The following is a 14,083-nucleotide window of genomic DNA, read 5'->3' as shown; positions in this document are numbered from 1 at the left end:
CTGTCACTGGTGAAATGCCCGTTGTCATTAAACGGTCCGTAAATACATAAAAGCTTTACTGATTTAAGCTTGTCCGCTAAGTGATTAAACAGCGCTTCGACACCCTCTTTGGGCATAATGTGACAAGTATTTGCGGTAAATAAGGCATCGAACTGCCCATCAGGTACAGACTGAAACACATCGAACTCAACCGGCAAAGGCTGGCCTGGTACCCCTTCTTTTTCAATTCGGGCTGTTACTCCCGGTAAATACTCCGGTTGGTCACTTGCCTGCCATTCTAAATGAGAGAGTTTTTTGGCGAAGTAGACGGCATGTTGCCCTGTACCGCTGCCAACTTCCAAAACTCGTGACGCATTAGCAAAAGCGACTTCCAGAACCCCAAGGATTGGGTCTTTATTGTTTTCACAGGCTTGCGAGAACGGTAGTTCCATAAAATATCACCGAATTGTCTTATTAGTGTCGAATAATCTAACAACTCTCCGCAGCATTTTACATCCAGGACTTTCTCAAAGCTTCTACCCGGTATAAGGTGTTATCAATTAAAGCGTCACCTGTGGTTTCTTTAATAAAAGGAACTGACTGACCACCACAGGCAAGCACGAAGCCAACAGAGCACAGTTTAAAGCGACGCATAAACCAGCTTTGGTAAAACGAGGTTTGTTGAACTTTGTGAACGGGAAAGCAACGGTAATTAACGCCAATGAGACCTTTACGAATGTATATAAACTGACCGTCGTTTGCATACCCCCAGCGTTTCCATCGCAGCGCAATAAAAGGCAGGCTAGCTAGGAACAGGGCAACTAGGGCGGCTGAAAGTTGGTAATGGCCAAAGTAACTTATAACGATTGCAGACCCCACCAATAGCCAAAAGGAGACCAATGCGTTTCGCACCATTAACCGCTTACTAATAGGGTGAAACTTAATGCTGCCCATCTGATGCTCAGGCCAGGCATCTCTCGCCAGCTCTTCGGCTTCACTCAAAGTAACGGAGGGAACCATGATTTTTCCACCAGCTGTGGAAGCACTATGCCGCTCAACACTGGAATTGAGCTGCTCAAATTTAAGGTTCACACGCTGAAGCAAACGGTCCAGCCAGTTTTGTTGGTATACGATCATCTGTAGTCGGCGCAGTCGCATAGCCACCTCATGGCGGGTAAATAGGCCATTCCTTCGAATATAGCGGTCGTCTGAACGAGTAAGGCGAAAATCGTAAAAGGTAATGACCGAGCCAATGACAGAAATTAACGCCAGTAATGCAACAATAATGAAGGTGGCTGAAGCAATAACCAGAATGTATTGCCACATCGCGTACTGAGTGGAGGACATGAGCGCTTCCACGTCTACACCGAAACTTTCTATTCCTTCAATTACTTGTTCAGAAATAGCGTTGAAAAAGGGCGCTAACGCACCTAGGACAATCCATATACGGTTGCTTGCTAAGCCGTGAATAACGAGATCTCTCACTGAGCGAGTATTAAGCACAGTTTCTTGATCATGCTGCTGTTCTGTCTCAGTCTGACTCTCTGTGTCACTGGTGTGACTCTTAAACAGCAATATTTCTTGCTTAAGTGTTTCGGCAACTGATTTGGGCAAAGCAATGATTTTCGCTTCTGCTTTGCTTGAACCGGCGGTATCGAGCAGCATACAGACGTGATCAGTAAAGCGGTAATAAATAGGCTGCTCGAATCGAATGTTTTGAATGCGCTCAAAAGGCAAATCGATGTGCTTTTTTTGAAAAACACCCGAGTGAATTTGCGCTCGCTGCCCGGTAATTCGGTATTGATAAAAATAAAATTTAACCAACGCACTGACAGCGATAAACACCAAAATTCCAGCGACGCCAATAAGAATAGAAACAATATTGTCTGCCAGTTTCTGATACCCAACAACGAGGGCTGGAATTAAATAAACGAAGTTACTGGCGGTATTTTTTATAAATTGAATCGCAAAATAAATAATTGCGACCGGAGACAGCTTGAGCCATTTATCACGGTACTCTTCAGTGGTAGTGTCAATACTGCTTGTTTGTTCGTTATTCATTAGCCGCAATATCACCGTGTTCAAGTATATACTGACGAAGCTCGCGGGCTTTTTCTTCAGGCAAGCCCGGTATGGCAAAGGTGTGCATAGCGCCGCCAGCACTGAAAACCTCTAATGAAGCCAAGCCAAAATGACGATCGATAGGGCCATGCTTAAGCTCGACGTGCTGTATACGCAATATGGGTTGGCTGATAATCGATTTGAAAATAACGCCGCTTTTGTAACTTAAGTCATGCTCTCGCAAAGCATAACCTTTGACTTTGTCGCCAATAATTCCGTAAACCGAGAGCAAAAAACCTAATGAAGCAATGGCAATAAGTAAGCCGGGAATGGCGTTTTGCATAGGGCTGGGCAGTTCAAACCAGGGTTGCCAATTAACGGCAACAAGTGCGACCAAAATAATAAGGCAAATAAGCAGGCGACAGAGTAAGTTCACTTTTACGTAGGCCGGGCTTAGCGGTAAAAAGTGTTGCTCACGCGCCTTGGCAAGGTCGTGGTTTTCGATTGTCTCATTAGAGAATGAATGGGTAGACATAACAGGCTGCTTGTTATTGTTGTTGCGGCTTAAGTTAGCAAGCTTTTCTGTCTATCGCTAGTGTCTGAAATGGTTTGATACAAATAAAAAGAGCGGCTAATTTGCCGCTCTTTTGAGTCTTAAAAAGTGCTTACTCTTTCACTTGAAGGTCGTTCTCAATATCTTTCACGCCTTCAACGGTTGAAGCTAAATTTTCAGCCGTATCAATATCAGCTTCACTTTCAACAAAGCCCGACAGCTGCACAATACCGTTGTTTGTTTCAACGCTAATATTCATGCTGTTCAAGTTGTCATCTTCAAAGATAACCGCTTTAACACGAGTGGTGATGATAGAGTCATCAATGTAGCCGCCAGCTTGGTCAGCTTTTTGCTCAGCGTAGTCACCCGCTTCTTGAGCTTCCTCTTTGGTTTTGTTCCAGGCATCTTCTGACTTTTCCTTGGTTTCATCCCAGGCGTCTTCCGATTTTTCCTGAGCGGCATCCATGGTTTCTTTAGCTTTTTGTTCAGCCTGTTCCATTTTGCTTTCAACTTCAGATTCTGCTTCGTTTGCTTCTTTTTCGCTACAACCTGATAGCGCAAGAAGCGATAAAGGAATTAAACTTGCGAATAAAGCCGCTTTTACGTTTTTCATAACTAACCTCCAGTGTTAACTAAAATACTAACGTCATTAAATATAGGACAATAATTGATGTTTATGGCGCTCTTTACAGATGTTTTTCAAAATACCCACAAAAAATAAAGTGATATTCATTAATTTGATGTAGCTCAATAATCAATTTGCCGCGTTCTCATAAACTGAAGAAAACACGATAGGAGTATTAGTTATGAGTCTATGGCAAGAGTTTTTCAGTGATCCGGTCATCTTTATTTCGTTTAGCGGGTTAGCTATTGTTATTGGTATGTGCGTTTTTTACGCTGTATTTTTCTATATAAAAATGGTCAAGTCGGAGCAAAAACGCAAATAAGCGTACCGGTAATCGAGAAAGGAGAGCCATGAAATATATTTTTCAGGTTCATATAAAAGATGGGCATACAGCAGAAGAATATGCGGAAGCCTGGGTAAAAGCGAGCAAGATCATTCAGCGTGCGCCAGGAGCAAAGGGAACAGAGCTTCATCGAAAGATTGGCGATGAAAAAACGTTAATTGCTATAGCGTCCTGGGACACGAAAGCGCAGCGGGATGCGATGGAAGGACAGCATAACCCGGAGGTCGCTGAAATTATTCGCAGCGCAGCGCCATTTTGCGACATTACGCCCTTAGGGGAGTTCGAAGACCCTGACTGGGTGGTATTACCGCCTGACAACACCTAAAAGACAAACATGTTTCAGACTTTGGTTAACCAGCGGTGTTTGTCTTCCGCTTTGCCCCACTGAATATCATTTAAGGCTTTGCGGAGTTTCAGTGTTGTTTCGCCGGGTTTGCCGCTGCCAACAGAAAACTCTTTGTTGTTATGAATAAGGGTGCCAACTGGCGCCAATACAGCAGCCGTGCCGGACAAAGCAGCTTCACAGCTTGGCTTCGCGGCGCGCTCTAGTAGCTCTTCAACACTCAACTCTCGCTCCGATACCTTCATTCCTAAATCTTTCGCGATAGTGAGAATAGAATCACGAGTGACACCGTGCAAAAAACTGCTATCCAGTGCTTTGGTGATAATCTCATTGCCATCGATAAGCAGAAAGTTTGCAGCCCCGGTTTCCTGAACGTCACCATTAGGGCAAAACAGAACCTGGTCAGCGTTAACAGAAGCGCGAGCTTTAAGAATTGGCTGGAGCGCGCTGGCATAATTACCGCCACTTTTTACCATCCCCATGTGGGCGGCACAGCGTGAGCCATCTTCCTCAAGCAGTAACCGCAATGCTTTATCGCCGCCTGAGAAATAGTCGCCAACAGGAGACAAAAGAACATAGAGCATGGATGAGTGCGTAGGTGAAGCGGCTTTACCAATAGCGGCTTCGGTGCCAATGTGGGTTGGCCGAATGTACATAGAGCCCGGAGGAGCAGGGACTTCTTCGCTAAAGTGTTTTACAACATCGATAATCATATGTTCGAGCATAGATTCGTCGAACGCTGGCAATGACAGCAGCTCACTGCTCTGTTGCATACGTTTTACATTTCTATCCATCCGAAAAATATTAATTGAGCCGTCCTCATACCGGAAAGCTTTTAGCCCCTCGAAGCAGGTGCTAGCATAATGCAAAACATGGGCACCTGGGTGCAACTGAATAGCGTCAGATGGAACAAGTTCAGGCGTGCTCCAATTTGAGTTCTCATACGTTGCTAACGCCATTTGTGGCATAAATACAGAGCCAAAAGCTGCCATAAGTTAATCCTGCTCGAGTAAAAAGTTGCGCAGTAATATACCATATTTTTTAACAATCGGATGACACTGACTGAACAGGTTCCTTATGATTCAAATTTCTCAGCGCGTTCAAATTGCAGAAAATGAAATAGAATGGCAGTTTATCCGTTCCAGTGGGGCGGGTGGTCAGAACGTCAATAAGGTGGCCACGGCCGCTCAACTTATTTTTGATATTCAGGCTTCGTCACTACCGGATTTTTATAAACAACGACTGCTTAAAAAGCATGATCACCGTATTACTCAAAGTGGCAAAGTGATTATTAAAAGTCAGGAAACACGTAGCCAGGCAAGGAACAGAGAACTAGCATTAGAGCAACTGACAGAGCTTATTCGAAGCGTTTCGAAAACACAGAAAAAGCGTATTCCGACCAAACCAAGCCGGGCAGCAAAAGAGAAGCGCTTGAATAAGAAGAAGCAGCACGGCCAGAAAAAGGTGCTTCGCAAAAAAGAGTTTTAGCTTCCCATATTTCTGGTTTCACTTGAGCAGGTTATCCGTGTGCACTCCAGTATTAGCTCTTTTAACTCGCATTGGCTACAGTAGTCACAGCAACGAATATCACTGGCGACAAGTCGCTTTTCTAAGAGTAAACGCTTTAATTGCTCTTTACTCAGGGATAGTTGCAAACGTTCAGGTTTGTTCCTGCGCATGGTTCAATTCCTCCAGTTGTTGAACGTAGTGACCCACACAACGAGAATGTTGGCACCCCGTAACAAGTAATTGGCAGCAGTAGCGGCACAAGTCTTTAACTTGTCTGGAGTTCGAGGTTGTTCGCCATTTCTCAAGCTGTCGACTCGCATCTTCTTGTTTTTCTTGAGCAAGGAATTGGTTATTGAGTCGAATATAAACAGCGATTAGCAAAACTGATGCCGTCGTGTAGGTTTGTATTGCATTCGCAGTTAATGCCGCCTCTTCTGCTGCACATCGAGCATTGTCAATAGTCTCAGATAGTATTGAGGCTGCGCTGCAGTAGCTTTTTTGCTGTAAATACTGGGTAGCTTCTTGCAGATGTTTCTGACTGCTAAAGTAAGCTGTGTAGGCATTATTCATTTTTGTCTCTTTCCCTATTGATCGTTATTGAAAACAAGTTAACGCAAATGATAACTGTTCGCAATAGGGATTTTGTAAATGTTCTTTTAAACGATCAAAAGCGGCTATTTGTGCGTAACACAGACTATAAGTAAATTTCTGAGGTCATTATGAAACACTATAAACAGAGCGACTTAGCCCAAATGAAAGATAGAGAGCGGGCTCGTTTCGTGAACTGCTTGTCTGGCTTTAAGAGCGCCAATGTCATAGGTACTCGCGATCGTCATCAGCAGGATAACCTGGCAATTGTGAGCTCTGTTGTTCACCTTGGTAGTAATCCGCCTTTTCTCGGTTTTATTATGCGCCCGCAATCAGTTACCAGGCACACCTGGGAGAATATCGAGGAAAGTGGTGTGTATACTATTAATCATGTTGGCGAGAGCTTTTTTAAAAGGGCGCATAAAACCTCTGCCCGCTACCCGAGAGAGCAGTCCGAGTTTGATGCTTGTGACCTAACACCTGAGTTTATGGATGGTTTTCACGCGCCCTATGTGGCTGAGAGCTCTTTGCGTATTGGTATGCAATTGGTTGAAATTATTCCGATACAACACAACGACACGGCGCTTATTGTTGGCGAAGTGCGTTGGGTCGATGTACAAGAGGATGTAGTTCAAAGTGATGGTTATATCGACATTGAAGGTCTGGGTACTATGACTATTTCCGGACTAGATGGTTATCACTTGACCTCTCGCGCAGCGCGTTTGTCGTACGCAAAGCCCGACGAAGAGTTGCGCGAATTGCACATCAACGGCGAGACTAAAGGCTAATAATATCGGGCGCTTTACGGCTGTGTTCTTTAGTGATCCAGAATAGCAATAAGCCTGCGAGGGACAAACCGCAGCCGACCCAACCGGTACCTTGCCAGCTCAGTGGTGAAACAATAGCTAAACCACCGAGCCAGGCGCCTAAGGCGTTGGCCGCGTTAAATGCGGAGTGATTCAGCGATGCGGCTAAGGTTTGTGCTTCTCCCGCTACATCCATAAGGCGGACCTGAAGCGCGGGAACCAAAGCCGCTGCACTGCCAAGTAGCAGGACCATTGGCATAACGCTCCAAATGCTTTCTAGCGTAAAGGGGAAAATACCTAGTACAACTGCAGACCAAATAAGTGAGCCACCAATCGTTAACTTAAGGCTTCGGTCCGCTGCCCAACCGCCGACTAAACTTCCTGCTAACGAGCCGATACCGTAGATAAGCAATGCAATAGGTATCCAGTGGGGAGCCAGTCCGGTAGCGTTAATCAAGGTGGGGGCTATGTAGCTTAAAACCGCAAACATGCCGCCAAAACCGATAGCGCCAATAGCCAGCGTTAGCCAAACCTGTGGGTTCTGTAAGGCTCTCATTTCGCCTCGAGCAGAGGTTTTTTGTTCGTTTGGATGTTGTGGAACCACAAGTGCAATCATAACCAGTGCAACTAAACCTAATGCACCAACAGTGTGGTAGACCGTACGCCAGTCGATGAGCTGCCCGAGCCATGTGGCTAGAGGGTTACCAACCAAAATGGCGATGGTAAGGCCCATCATAACCATAGTGACAGCCATACCGCGTTGGTTCCGGCGTACCATATCGGCAGCGACCAAACAGGCTATGCCAAAATAAGCCCCATGCGGCAGACCAGTTAGAAATCGTAAAATTTGCAGCAAAAAGTAATTATCGGCCGATGCGCTGGCAAAATTACCAATAGCGAAAACGAACAACAGTATGAGTAGCATAGGCTTACGAGGAAAGCGCGCAAAGAGGATAGTAATAAGTGGCGCACCGACAACAACACCTAAAGCGTAAAGACTGATTAAGTGCCCGGTTGTACGCGTGTCAGTATTAAAATCGGTAGCGACGTCAGGCAGCAAACCCATAATCACGAACTCACCGATACCAATAGCAAAACTGCCAATGGCCATGGCAAATATAGCCAGTCGAACTTGTGCTTTGGAGAACTGAGTCATGGGGCTGGCTGTATTCCTGTACTTATCGTCTTTGTTAAGAGTGCGCAGTTTAGCGAATGTGGCAGCTATTGCAATTACTTGCTTTATACTGTACAAATAACCAGTATCTGTAAACCTCAGCAAAGGACACAACCATGGCTGTAGTAACCCAATACGTAGTGATTCGCGATGGAGCCGAAAAAATGACATTTACCTCGAAAGCCGAAGCTGATGCACACGATAAAATGTTGGATATGGCAGAGGCGCTAACGCCCTTAATTGAAAGCAGCGAGCTTTTTACTGACGACAAGCAGCTTGAAGATATGGCGATGTTTTTAGCGAAAGAACGAGAAAATGTTTTAATTGCTCTCGGCGCCAAGAAACCGAAAAAGCCGAAAGCAGAAAAAGCACAGGCAGAGAAAGTAGAGAATAAAGCGGGCAATAAAGAGGCGACCAAGGCAGCATAGCTTTGGTGCTCGAGAAGACTTTGGTAATATAGCAGTCTCTCTTTAAAAGACGTAATAAATAGGATCAGGCTATGACGCAAGAAACGATTTACCACATTGGTACTCCGGGTAAACCATGGGGTGCGGAAGAAAAAGCGCAATGGTTAGCGGAGCAAACTCAAAAGCGTTCATACTTTGATGATGTTGTTAGCAAAATAGAGACATTTAAAGACGACTTTGACGTTGAACACTATGGCGAGTTGGCTTACGAAAGCGCTACTTACCCGTTATTCGCGGTGAAAACTAAGAGTTGGGACAGTAATAAACCGACGGTATTAGTCACTGGTGGTGTACACGGCTACGAAACAAGTGGTGTTCACGGTGCGTTGCGTTTTATAGAAACCCAAGCCAATAGCTATGCAGAGAACTTTAACGTTGTTGTTGCACCGTGTTTAAGTCCGTGGGGCTATGAAACCATTAATCGCTGGAATCCGGCAGCTATTGATCCTAACCGTTCGTTTGTTGCTGAATCACCGGCTGGCGAGTGCGCTCATATTATGAAGTACGTTGCGGATTTAGGCGTAGATATTCTGGCGCACATTGACTTGCATGAAACCACAGATACTGACAACAGTGAGTTTCGTCCGGCAAAAGCCGCAATGGATGGTACCGTGAATACTAACTGGAATATCCCTGACGGCTTCTATTTGGTCGGTAATGCCGAAAAGCCTTACCCGGAATTCCAAAAGGCCGTACTGGACTCTGTTGAGAAAGTCACTCACATAGCGGATGCTGATGATGAAAATAAACTGATTGGCGAAGACATTTCGCAGCGAGGTGTTATTTTACTGCCAACGTCTAAGCTGGGACTTTGCATTAGCTTCAGTAAAGCAGAGTACGCCACAACCACAGAAGTTTACCCCGACAGCCCCAAAGCAACGCCTGAGCAGTGTATTGAAGCTCAGGTCGCTGCAGTAACTGGCGGGCTGGATTTTTTGAAGTAAAACCCAGCCGACAGTGAAGTGGCTAGCGTCGTGTCGCCGGGCGGTTTTGTCTCGGCGCACGGCGCGAGTTATTTGGCCGGCTACCTCTGGGCTTTTGGATAGGCTCAGGTTTTATGCTCGGATCGGGCTCAAAACCCGGAACCACTTCTTTCGGTATCTCATTCTTGGTCAGCTTTTCAATGTCGCGTAGCAACTTATGTTCGTCAACGCAGACCAAAGAAGCGGCTTCGCCTTCGCTGCCGGCTCGACCGGTACGTCCAATGCGGTGCACATAGTCTTCGGCAACCTGCGGTAACTCAAAGTTAATAACGTGAGGTAATTCGTCGATATCAATGCCGCGCGCAGCGATATCCGTCGCGACTAAGACTCGTAATTTACCTGCCTTAAATTGTGCTAAGGCTTTGGTTCTGGCGCCCTGGCTCTTATTACCGTGAATAGCCATCGCCGGTAAGCCATCGTCAGTGAGTTGAGTCGCCAAGCGGTTTGCGCCGTGCTTGGTGCGGGTAAACACCAACACTTGTCGCCAGTTTCTGCTGCCAATTAGGTAGCTTAATAGCTCGCGTTTGCGTTTTTTATCGACAGGGTAGACACGCTGCTCAATTGTATCTGCTGCTGCATTCTGGCGTGCAACTTCAACCAGTTTAGGTTGATGCATAAACTGCTGAGCCAACGCTTTAATCTCTTTAGAAAAAGTGGCTGAGAAGAGCAGGGTCTGACGCTGTTCAGGAATCAGCTTCATGACTTTTTTAATGTCATGAATAAAGCCCATGTCTAGCATCCGGTCAGCTTCATCTAATATCAGCACATCAATCTTGCTTAAATCGACGGTACCCTGACGGCTGTGATCAAGCAGTCGTCCTGGTGTTGCGACTAAGATATCGACGCCGCGACGTAACGCATTAATTTGCGGGTTTATGCCCACGCCACCGAAAATGACCAGCGATTTGAGGCCTGTGTACTTTGCGTAGGTGTTGAGGTTGTCCTCAACCTGAGCTGCTAACTCACGTGTCGGTGTTAATATTAGCGCTCGAATAACAGGCTTACCTTCTGTCTTCGTCGAAGACAAGTTATGCAATAAAGGAAGCGTGAAGCCTGCTGTTTTCCCGGTTCCGGTTTGTGCCGCTGCCAGTAAGTCATGACCTTTCATTACGGTAGGAATGGCTTGCTCTTGAATCGGGGTAGGGGTGGTATAACCGCACTCAGTAACGGCTCGTAAGATATTGTCGTTCAGTCCTAGTGACTGGAACGAGCTCTGATTTTGTTCTGTGGACATGAAGCTCCGGGAATTTTATTTAAATAGACATCACAGTTGCTGTGAATTTCGCTGCATTATAACACAGCCGTACCAGCACAGTTTTAGTTATTATTTTTGATCTGCATCAACTATCGTTTCGGAATGCGTTTTTTCTTGTGAGCTGACCGGTGATTCTGCTTAATGCTTCAACAAAACTGTTATATATTGGTTATCTTAGCCAAGACAAACTTATCGCTTTAAAACGGACTGCGCTGTAACGGAGAACTGCTCATGGAAGTAAAACACGCCTTTACTGATTTTCTGGAAATTATTCCCGATGGTGCAGTTGTTATAAACCCGCATGGCTTTATTGTTGCAGTGAATCAAGCGGCCGCCGCAATGTTTGGCTATTCGTCCTCTTCTATGTTGAAAATGCCACTTAACTGTTTGTTACCGGAAGAGTTTCGGGAAAAGCATGACGAGCATCTCTCTAAGTTTTTTAAACATCCGGGGCGGCGCTCCATGGGGAATGGCTTAATCTTTCCCGCCGTACGACGTGATGGCTCTAAGTTCTACGTCGATATCATGCTGAACCAAATGGAAATTGACGGTGAACTGTTTGGTATTGCGATAGTTCGAGACTATACCTTGCTGAAAAAAGCAGAAGACAAAATTCGTTTAGAGCTTGAGTTTGAAAAGCGCCAGGCGCTGACTGATCATCTTACCGGCATTATGAACCGCCGAGCATTCACCACTCAACTGACTGATGAAATTGCGCAGCTGGAACAGCACGGCACACCGTTCGCAGTCAGCTTTATCGACCTGGACGACTTTAAAGACATTAACGATGAATATGGTCATCAGTACGGTGATGAAGTCCTGCAAAAAATTGCTGAGCTTATTCGCCTGCACAGCCGCCATACCGATTATGTTGCCCGAATTGGCGGGGATGAATTCGCCACTATTCATCCAATGATTACAGCCAATGACGCAGAGCAAATGATGCAGCGTTTAAGAGCCGAGTTGGTCAGTGGAATAGGGCATGCGAACTTGCCAGTAACCTTGTCTATTGGCCTGTGCCAGTGTGATAAACCATCAGAGCACTATACCGTTGAAAACATTATGGCACGCGCAGATCGAGCCATGTACCAGGCGAAAAAAGAAGGTAAGAATGCCGTTGTTCTGACCGGTTAGCTTCTCTTGCGTTAAGTCGTGTAATTTTGTTTGATTATTGACCATGGTCTGGCCTAGAGTAGCTTTAGGCTATGTAAGGAGAGAGCATGGGCGTTTTCACATCTTACCTGCGAATTATTTTGTTGATTTTTGGCGTACTGGCAGGCATTCAGATACCGGGCTTCGTCGACCAGTATGGTAAAAGCCTCAATGCTCACCTAGTAGAATCGGAACGAAGCCTCGATGAGTTCAGAGATGAAGCTGAGAAATTTTTCGATGGTGATATTGAGCAACTCATTGCTCACTATGAAGCCAGCGATGATGTTGTTTTTCAGGAAGGAGGGCAAAGCATCAGCGCTATTTATCAGCGCCACCAGTTATTACTTCGTGCCTTGAATGAATTTAACGAAAATGTCTGGAGCGCATATACCCAAGCCTTTGTTTCTCCAGTAGCAGATATTCAGCAGGAAGTAAGAAGCGACTTTTCCTACACCGTCAAGTTGAACCCGGGCGCCATTTTATTTGGCTTAGTTTGTGGCTTAGTGCTCGCAATTATTGGTGAACTTTTTATCCGCTTGTTGGCGCGGCCCTTTCGACGATCGCAGCACAGTTAACTTCTGTCGGCATTGTCCCATAATTTAAGCCTCCGTTTGAGGCTAGACGGCTTAGGCAAAATGCATCGGCAACGTCGCTAGTTGAGTGTTGAAGCAATAACGCCGCTTGTAAGCCAAGTGCCATTTTATCGGCTATGATTCGGCCCCGGTATTGCAGCGTGTTGGTGTCTGTAAACTCGGACTTTATGTCATTCAAAAATGTATCAAAATGTCTATTCGCTCCCTGCGCTTTCTGTAATTCCATAAAGTAGGCATCGAGAACGTCAGGTTGCTTCTCAATAGCACGCAAAATATCCAGACATTGAACGTTACCGCTACCCTCCCATATTGCGTTAACCGGAGACTCCCGGAAAAGGCGTGGCATAATGTGGTTTTCCATCACTCCACTACCACCAATAACCTCCATCGCCTCATAGGCGTGGTTAGGTGTGCGCTTACAAATCCAGTATTTGCCAATGGGCGTAGCAATGCGGGACAGCAGCTTTTCGTGCTCATTGTCTTGGTTGTCCATTGCGCGAGCTATGCGCATGGTATAGGTCATGGCGGCTTCGCTTTCTAGTGCCAGGTCGGCCAGGAGATTTTGCATGAGTGGTTGTTCGCTTAACCGAGCACCGAAAGCTTCCCGGTTTGAGGCATGGTGTATGGCCTGAGCAGCGGCCTGGCGCATACCGGAAGAGGAGCCAATCATACAGTCGTAGCGAGTGGTAGCGACCATTTCAATAATAGTGCGAACACCGCGACCTTCTTCGCCGACCATCCAGCCCAAAGCTCCGCGCAATTCGGTTTCGCTGGATGCGTTGGCGGCGTTGCCCATTTTTTGTTTGAGTTGTTGTATTTGTAGTGGGTTTTTAGATCCGTCGGGACGCCAGCGGGGAACTAAAAAGCAAGACAACCCATTATCGGTTTGGGCTAACACTAGAAACGCATCACACATAGGCGCCGACACAAACCACTTATGCCCAACCAATTCATAAGCTTCGCCAGGGCCTGTTTGGCCAATAGGGTAAGCCCTCGTCGTATTTCTTCTTACGTCAGAGCCGCCTTGTTTCTCAGTCATAGCCATACCAATGGTTACTGCGTTTTTCTCGGTATGCGGGCGGTTACTGGGATCATAGGTGCGAGCCATAATTTTTGGCGCCCATTCCCGCAACAAATTTGGTTGATGACGCAATGCCGGAATAGCGGCAAAAGTCATGGTAATAGGGCAGCCGTGGGCGGCTTCGACTTGAGTATGCAAATAATACTTGGCAGCTCGTGCCACATGAGCTCCCGGTTTGGGGTCGCTCCACGGGCTTGCGTGCAGGCCGTGTTCAATCGCTGTTGTCATTAGTTGATGGTAACTGGGGTGAAAATCGACTTGGTCAATACGGTGTCCGTAGCGGTCGTGGGTGCGAAGCTCTGGCTGATATTTGTTAGCCTGAAAGCCGCGTTCAATACTTTCACGTTGGCCTGCCAGCTCACCAAAGGCAATAAGGTCAGAAAATGCCCAGCTGGCCCCTTCTCGCTCAACAGCACTTTGTAGCGCAGTATCGGCTAAATAAAGGTTATAGTTCTCCAAAGGCTGGGGCTGGTTTTCAACCTCATGCGTACTGGCCATAAACTGGTCCGCTTTAGGGTATTGCTGCGTCATTATTCACTCCTTATTAACTTTGAGTGAAGCAAGTTAAATT

Annotated in this window: 17 protein-coding genes; 8 read left to right on the top strand and 9 right to left on the bottom strand. The window is 46.2% G+C overall.

Features of this window, described 5'->3' with window-relative positions:
* The 4 genes from B3850_RS04035 to B3850_RS04020 form a co-directional block, all read right to left on the bottom strand.
* A partial coding sequence (locus B3850_RS04035) for a DUF938 domain-containing protein (RefSeq protein ID WP_286911419.1) occupies window positions 1–431 on the bottom strand: 431 nt, incomplete at its 3' end.
* 58 nt (window positions 432–489) lie between these two features.
* Window positions 490–2,040, bottom strand: coding sequence for a PH domain-containing protein (locus B3850_RS04030; RefSeq protein WP_286875765.1), 1,551 nt, complete (start codon window positions 2,038–2,040; stop codon window positions 490–492).
* Window positions 2,033–2,575: a PH domain-containing protein gene (locus tag B3850_RS04025; RefSeq protein WP_286875763.1), complete on the bottom strand. Its 543-nt coding sequence runs from the start codon at window positions 2,573–2,575 to the stop codon at window positions 2,033–2,035. Before B3850_RS04025 ends, B3850_RS04030 begins: the two co-directional genes overlap by 8 nt.
* A gap of 130 nt (window positions 2,576–2,705) precedes the next feature.
* On the bottom strand, window positions 2,706–3,206 hold the full coding sequence (locus B3850_RS04020; RefSeq protein WP_286875761.1) for a BON domain-containing protein: 501 nt from the start codon (window positions 3,204–3,206) through the stop codon (window positions 2,706–2,708).
* Window positions 3,207–3,399: 193 nt separating this feature from the next.
* On the opposite strand from B3850_RS04020, the gene B3850_RS04015 reads away from it, so the two are divergent.
* Entirely contained in the window at window positions 3,400–3,540 is a 141-nt protein-coding gene (locus B3850_RS04015; protein WP_273267334.1) for a DUF3149 domain-containing protein, read from the top strand.
* A 28-nt stretch (window positions 3,541–3,568) separates the two neighbouring features.
* A complete protein-coding gene (locus B3850_RS04010; RefSeq protein WP_058578922.1) occupies window positions 3,569–3,886 on the top strand; it encodes an antibiotic biosynthesis monooxygenase family protein in 318 nt (105 codons plus the stop codon).
* Window positions 3,887–3,900: 14 nt separating this feature from the next.
* Here the strand turns inward: B3850_RS04010 and B3850_RS04005 are convergent, their stop codons facing one another.
* Window positions 3,901–4,896: a branched-chain amino acid aminotransferase gene (locus B3850_RS04005; RefSeq protein WP_286911418.1), complete on the bottom strand. Its 996-nt coding sequence runs from the start codon at window positions 4,894–4,896 to the stop codon at window positions 3,901–3,903.
* A gap of 85 nt (window positions 4,897–4,981) precedes the next feature.
* On the opposite strand from B3850_RS04005, the gene arfB reads away from it, so the two are divergent.
* Complete coding sequence (gene arfB / locus B3850_RS04000) at window positions 4,982–5,392, top strand: alternative ribosome rescue aminoacyl-tRNA hydrolase ArfB (protein WP_053952416.1); 411 nt, start codon at window positions 4,982–4,984, stop codon at window positions 5,390–5,392.
* 171 nt (window positions 5,393–5,563) lie between these two features.
* Here arfB and B3850_RS03995 read toward each other — a convergent pair whose 3' ends face one another.
* Complete coding sequence (locus B3850_RS03995) at window positions 5,564–5,983, bottom strand: hypothetical protein (protein WP_058578924.1); 420 nt, start codon at window positions 5,981–5,983, stop codon at window positions 5,564–5,566.
* 149 nt (window positions 5,984–6,132) lie between these two features.
* On the opposite strand from B3850_RS03995, the gene B3850_RS03990 reads away from it, so the two are divergent.
* The gene (locus B3850_RS03990; protein ID WP_058578925.1) at window positions 6,133–6,789 is read left to right on the top strand and encodes a flavin reductase family protein; all 657 of its coding nucleotides are present in this window, start codon (window positions 6,133–6,135) and stop codon (window positions 6,787–6,789) included.
* Here the strand turns inward: B3850_RS03990 and B3850_RS03985 are convergent.
* Window positions 6,779–7,963 carry an MFS transporter gene (locus tag B3850_RS03985; protein ID WP_053952413.1) on the bottom strand — a complete coding sequence of 395 codons (1,185 nt, stop codon included), beginning with the start codon at window positions 7,961–7,963 and terminating at the stop codon, window positions 6,779–6,781. The two genes, B3850_RS03990 and B3850_RS03985, sit on opposite strands and share 11 nt — an antisense overlap.
* A 134-nt stretch (window positions 7,964–8,097) precedes the next feature.
* On the opposite strand from B3850_RS03985, the gene B3850_RS03980 reads away from it, so the two are divergent.
* Complete coding sequence (locus B3850_RS03980) at window positions 8,098–8,409, top strand: YebG family protein (protein WP_286911417.1); 312 nt, start codon at window positions 8,098–8,100, stop codon at window positions 8,407–8,409.
* Between the two features lie 71 nt (window positions 8,410–8,480).
* Window positions 8,481–9,392 carry a M14 family metallopeptidase gene (locus B3850_RS03975; protein WP_286872387.1) on the top strand — a complete coding sequence of 304 codons (912 nt, stop codon included), beginning with the start codon at window positions 8,481–8,483 and terminating at the stop codon, window positions 9,390–9,392.
* Between the two features lie 22 nt (window positions 9,393–9,414).
* On the opposite strand, the gene B3850_RS03970 is transcribed toward B3850_RS03975, so the two are convergent.
* Entirely contained in the window at window positions 9,415–10,665 is a 1,251-nt protein-coding gene (locus tag B3850_RS03970; RefSeq protein ID WP_273267351.1) for a DEAD/DEAH box helicase, read from the bottom strand.
* Between the two features lie 252 nt (window positions 10,666–10,917).
* Between B3850_RS03970 and B3850_RS03965 the strand changes: the two genes are divergently transcribed.
* Together B3850_RS03965 and B3850_RS03960 are read left to right on the top strand one after the other, a co-directional pair.
* Window positions 10,918–11,820 (top strand): sensor domain-containing diguanylate cyclase, encoded by a 903-nt coding sequence (locus B3850_RS03965; protein WP_286872384.1) that lies wholly within the window; start codon window positions 10,918–10,920, stop codon window positions 11,818–11,820.
* Window positions 11,821–11,906: 86 nt separating this feature from the next.
* Complete coding sequence (locus B3850_RS03960) at window positions 11,907–12,413, top strand: DUF2937 family protein (RefSeq protein ID WP_286872382.1); 507 nt, start codon at window positions 11,907–11,909, stop codon at window positions 12,411–12,413.
* Here B3850_RS03960 and B3850_RS03955 read toward each other — a convergent pair.
* Window positions 12,367–14,043 (bottom strand): isovaleryl-CoA dehydrogenase, encoded by a 1,677-nt coding sequence (locus B3850_RS03955; RefSeq protein WP_286872380.1) that lies wholly within the window; start codon window positions 14,041–14,043, stop codon window positions 12,367–12,369. The two genes, B3850_RS03960 and B3850_RS03955, sit on opposite strands and share 47 nt — an antisense overlap.
* Between the last annotated feature and the right edge of the window lie 40 nt (window positions 14,044–14,083).

The organism is Idiomarina sp. UBA4520, from assembly GCF_002388365.1.
GTDB classification, from domain to species: Bacteria; Pseudomonadota; Gammaproteobacteria; order Enterobacterales; family Alteromonadaceae; genus Idiomarina; species Idiomarina zobellii.
This window is presented reverse-complemented; position numbering and strand designations above follow the sequence as displayed.

What these genes read in the sequence shown, in the direction of transcription:
- B3850_RS04030 (WP_286875765.1), bottom strand. Translation starts at nt 2,040, where the DNA reads ATGAATAACGAACAAACAAGCAGTATTGACACTACCACTGAAGAGTAC.
- B3850_RS04025 (WP_286875763.1), bottom strand. Translation starts at nt 2,575, where the DNA reads ATGTCTACCCATTCATTCTCTAATGAGACAATCGAAAACCACGACCTT.
- B3850_RS04020 (WP_286875761.1), bottom strand. Translation starts at nt 3,206, where the DNA reads ATGAAAAACGTAAAAGCGGCTTTATTCGCAAGTTTAATTCCTTTATCG.
- B3850_RS04015 (WP_273267334.1), top strand. Translation starts at nt 3,400, where the DNA reads ATGAGTCTATGGCAAGAGTTTTTCAGTGATCCGGTCATCTTTATTTCG.
- B3850_RS04010 (WP_058578922.1), top strand. Translation starts at nt 3,569, where the DNA reads ATGAAATATATTTTTCAGGTTCATATAAAAGATGGGCATACAGCAGAA.
- B3850_RS04005 (WP_286911418.1), bottom strand. Translation starts at nt 4,896, where the DNA reads ATGGCAGCTTTTGGCTCTGTATTTATGCCACAAATGGCGTTAGCAACG.
- arfB (WP_053952416.1), top strand. Translation starts at nt 4,982, where the DNA reads ATGATTCAAATTTCTCAGCGCGTTCAAATTGCAGAAAATGAAATAGAA.
- B3850_RS03995 (WP_058578924.1), bottom strand. Translation starts at nt 5,983, where the DNA reads ATGAATAATGCCTACACAGCTTACTTTAGCAGTCAGAAACATCTGCAA.
- B3850_RS03990 (WP_058578925.1), top strand. Translation starts at nt 6,133, where the DNA reads ATGAAACACTATAAACAGAGCGACTTAGCCCAAATGAAAGATAGAGAG.
- B3850_RS03985 (WP_053952413.1), bottom strand. Translation starts at nt 7,963, where the DNA reads ATGACTCAGTTCTCCAAAGCACAAGTTCGACTGGCTATATTTGCCATG.
- B3850_RS03980 (WP_286911417.1), top strand. Translation starts at nt 8,098, where the DNA reads ATGGCTGTAGTAACCCAATACGTAGTGATTCGCGATGGAGCCGAAAAA.
- B3850_RS03975 (WP_286872387.1), top strand. Translation starts at nt 8,481, where the DNA reads ATGACGCAAGAAACGATTTACCACATTGGTACTCCGGGTAAACCATGG.
- B3850_RS03970 (WP_273267351.1), bottom strand. Translation starts at nt 10,665, where the DNA reads ATGTCCACAGAACAAAATCAGAGCTCGTTCCAGTCACTAGGACTGAAC.
- B3850_RS03965 (WP_286872384.1), top strand. Translation starts at nt 10,918, where the DNA reads ATGGAAGTAAAACACGCCTTTACTGATTTTCTGGAAATTATTCCCGAT.
- B3850_RS03960 (WP_286872382.1), top strand. Translation starts at nt 11,907, where the DNA reads ATGGGCGTTTTCACATCTTACCTGCGAATTATTTTGTTGATTTTTGGC.
- B3850_RS03955 (WP_286872380.1), bottom strand. Translation starts at nt 14,043, where the DNA reads ATGACGCAGCAATACCCTAAAGCGGACCAGTTTATGGCCAGTACGCAT.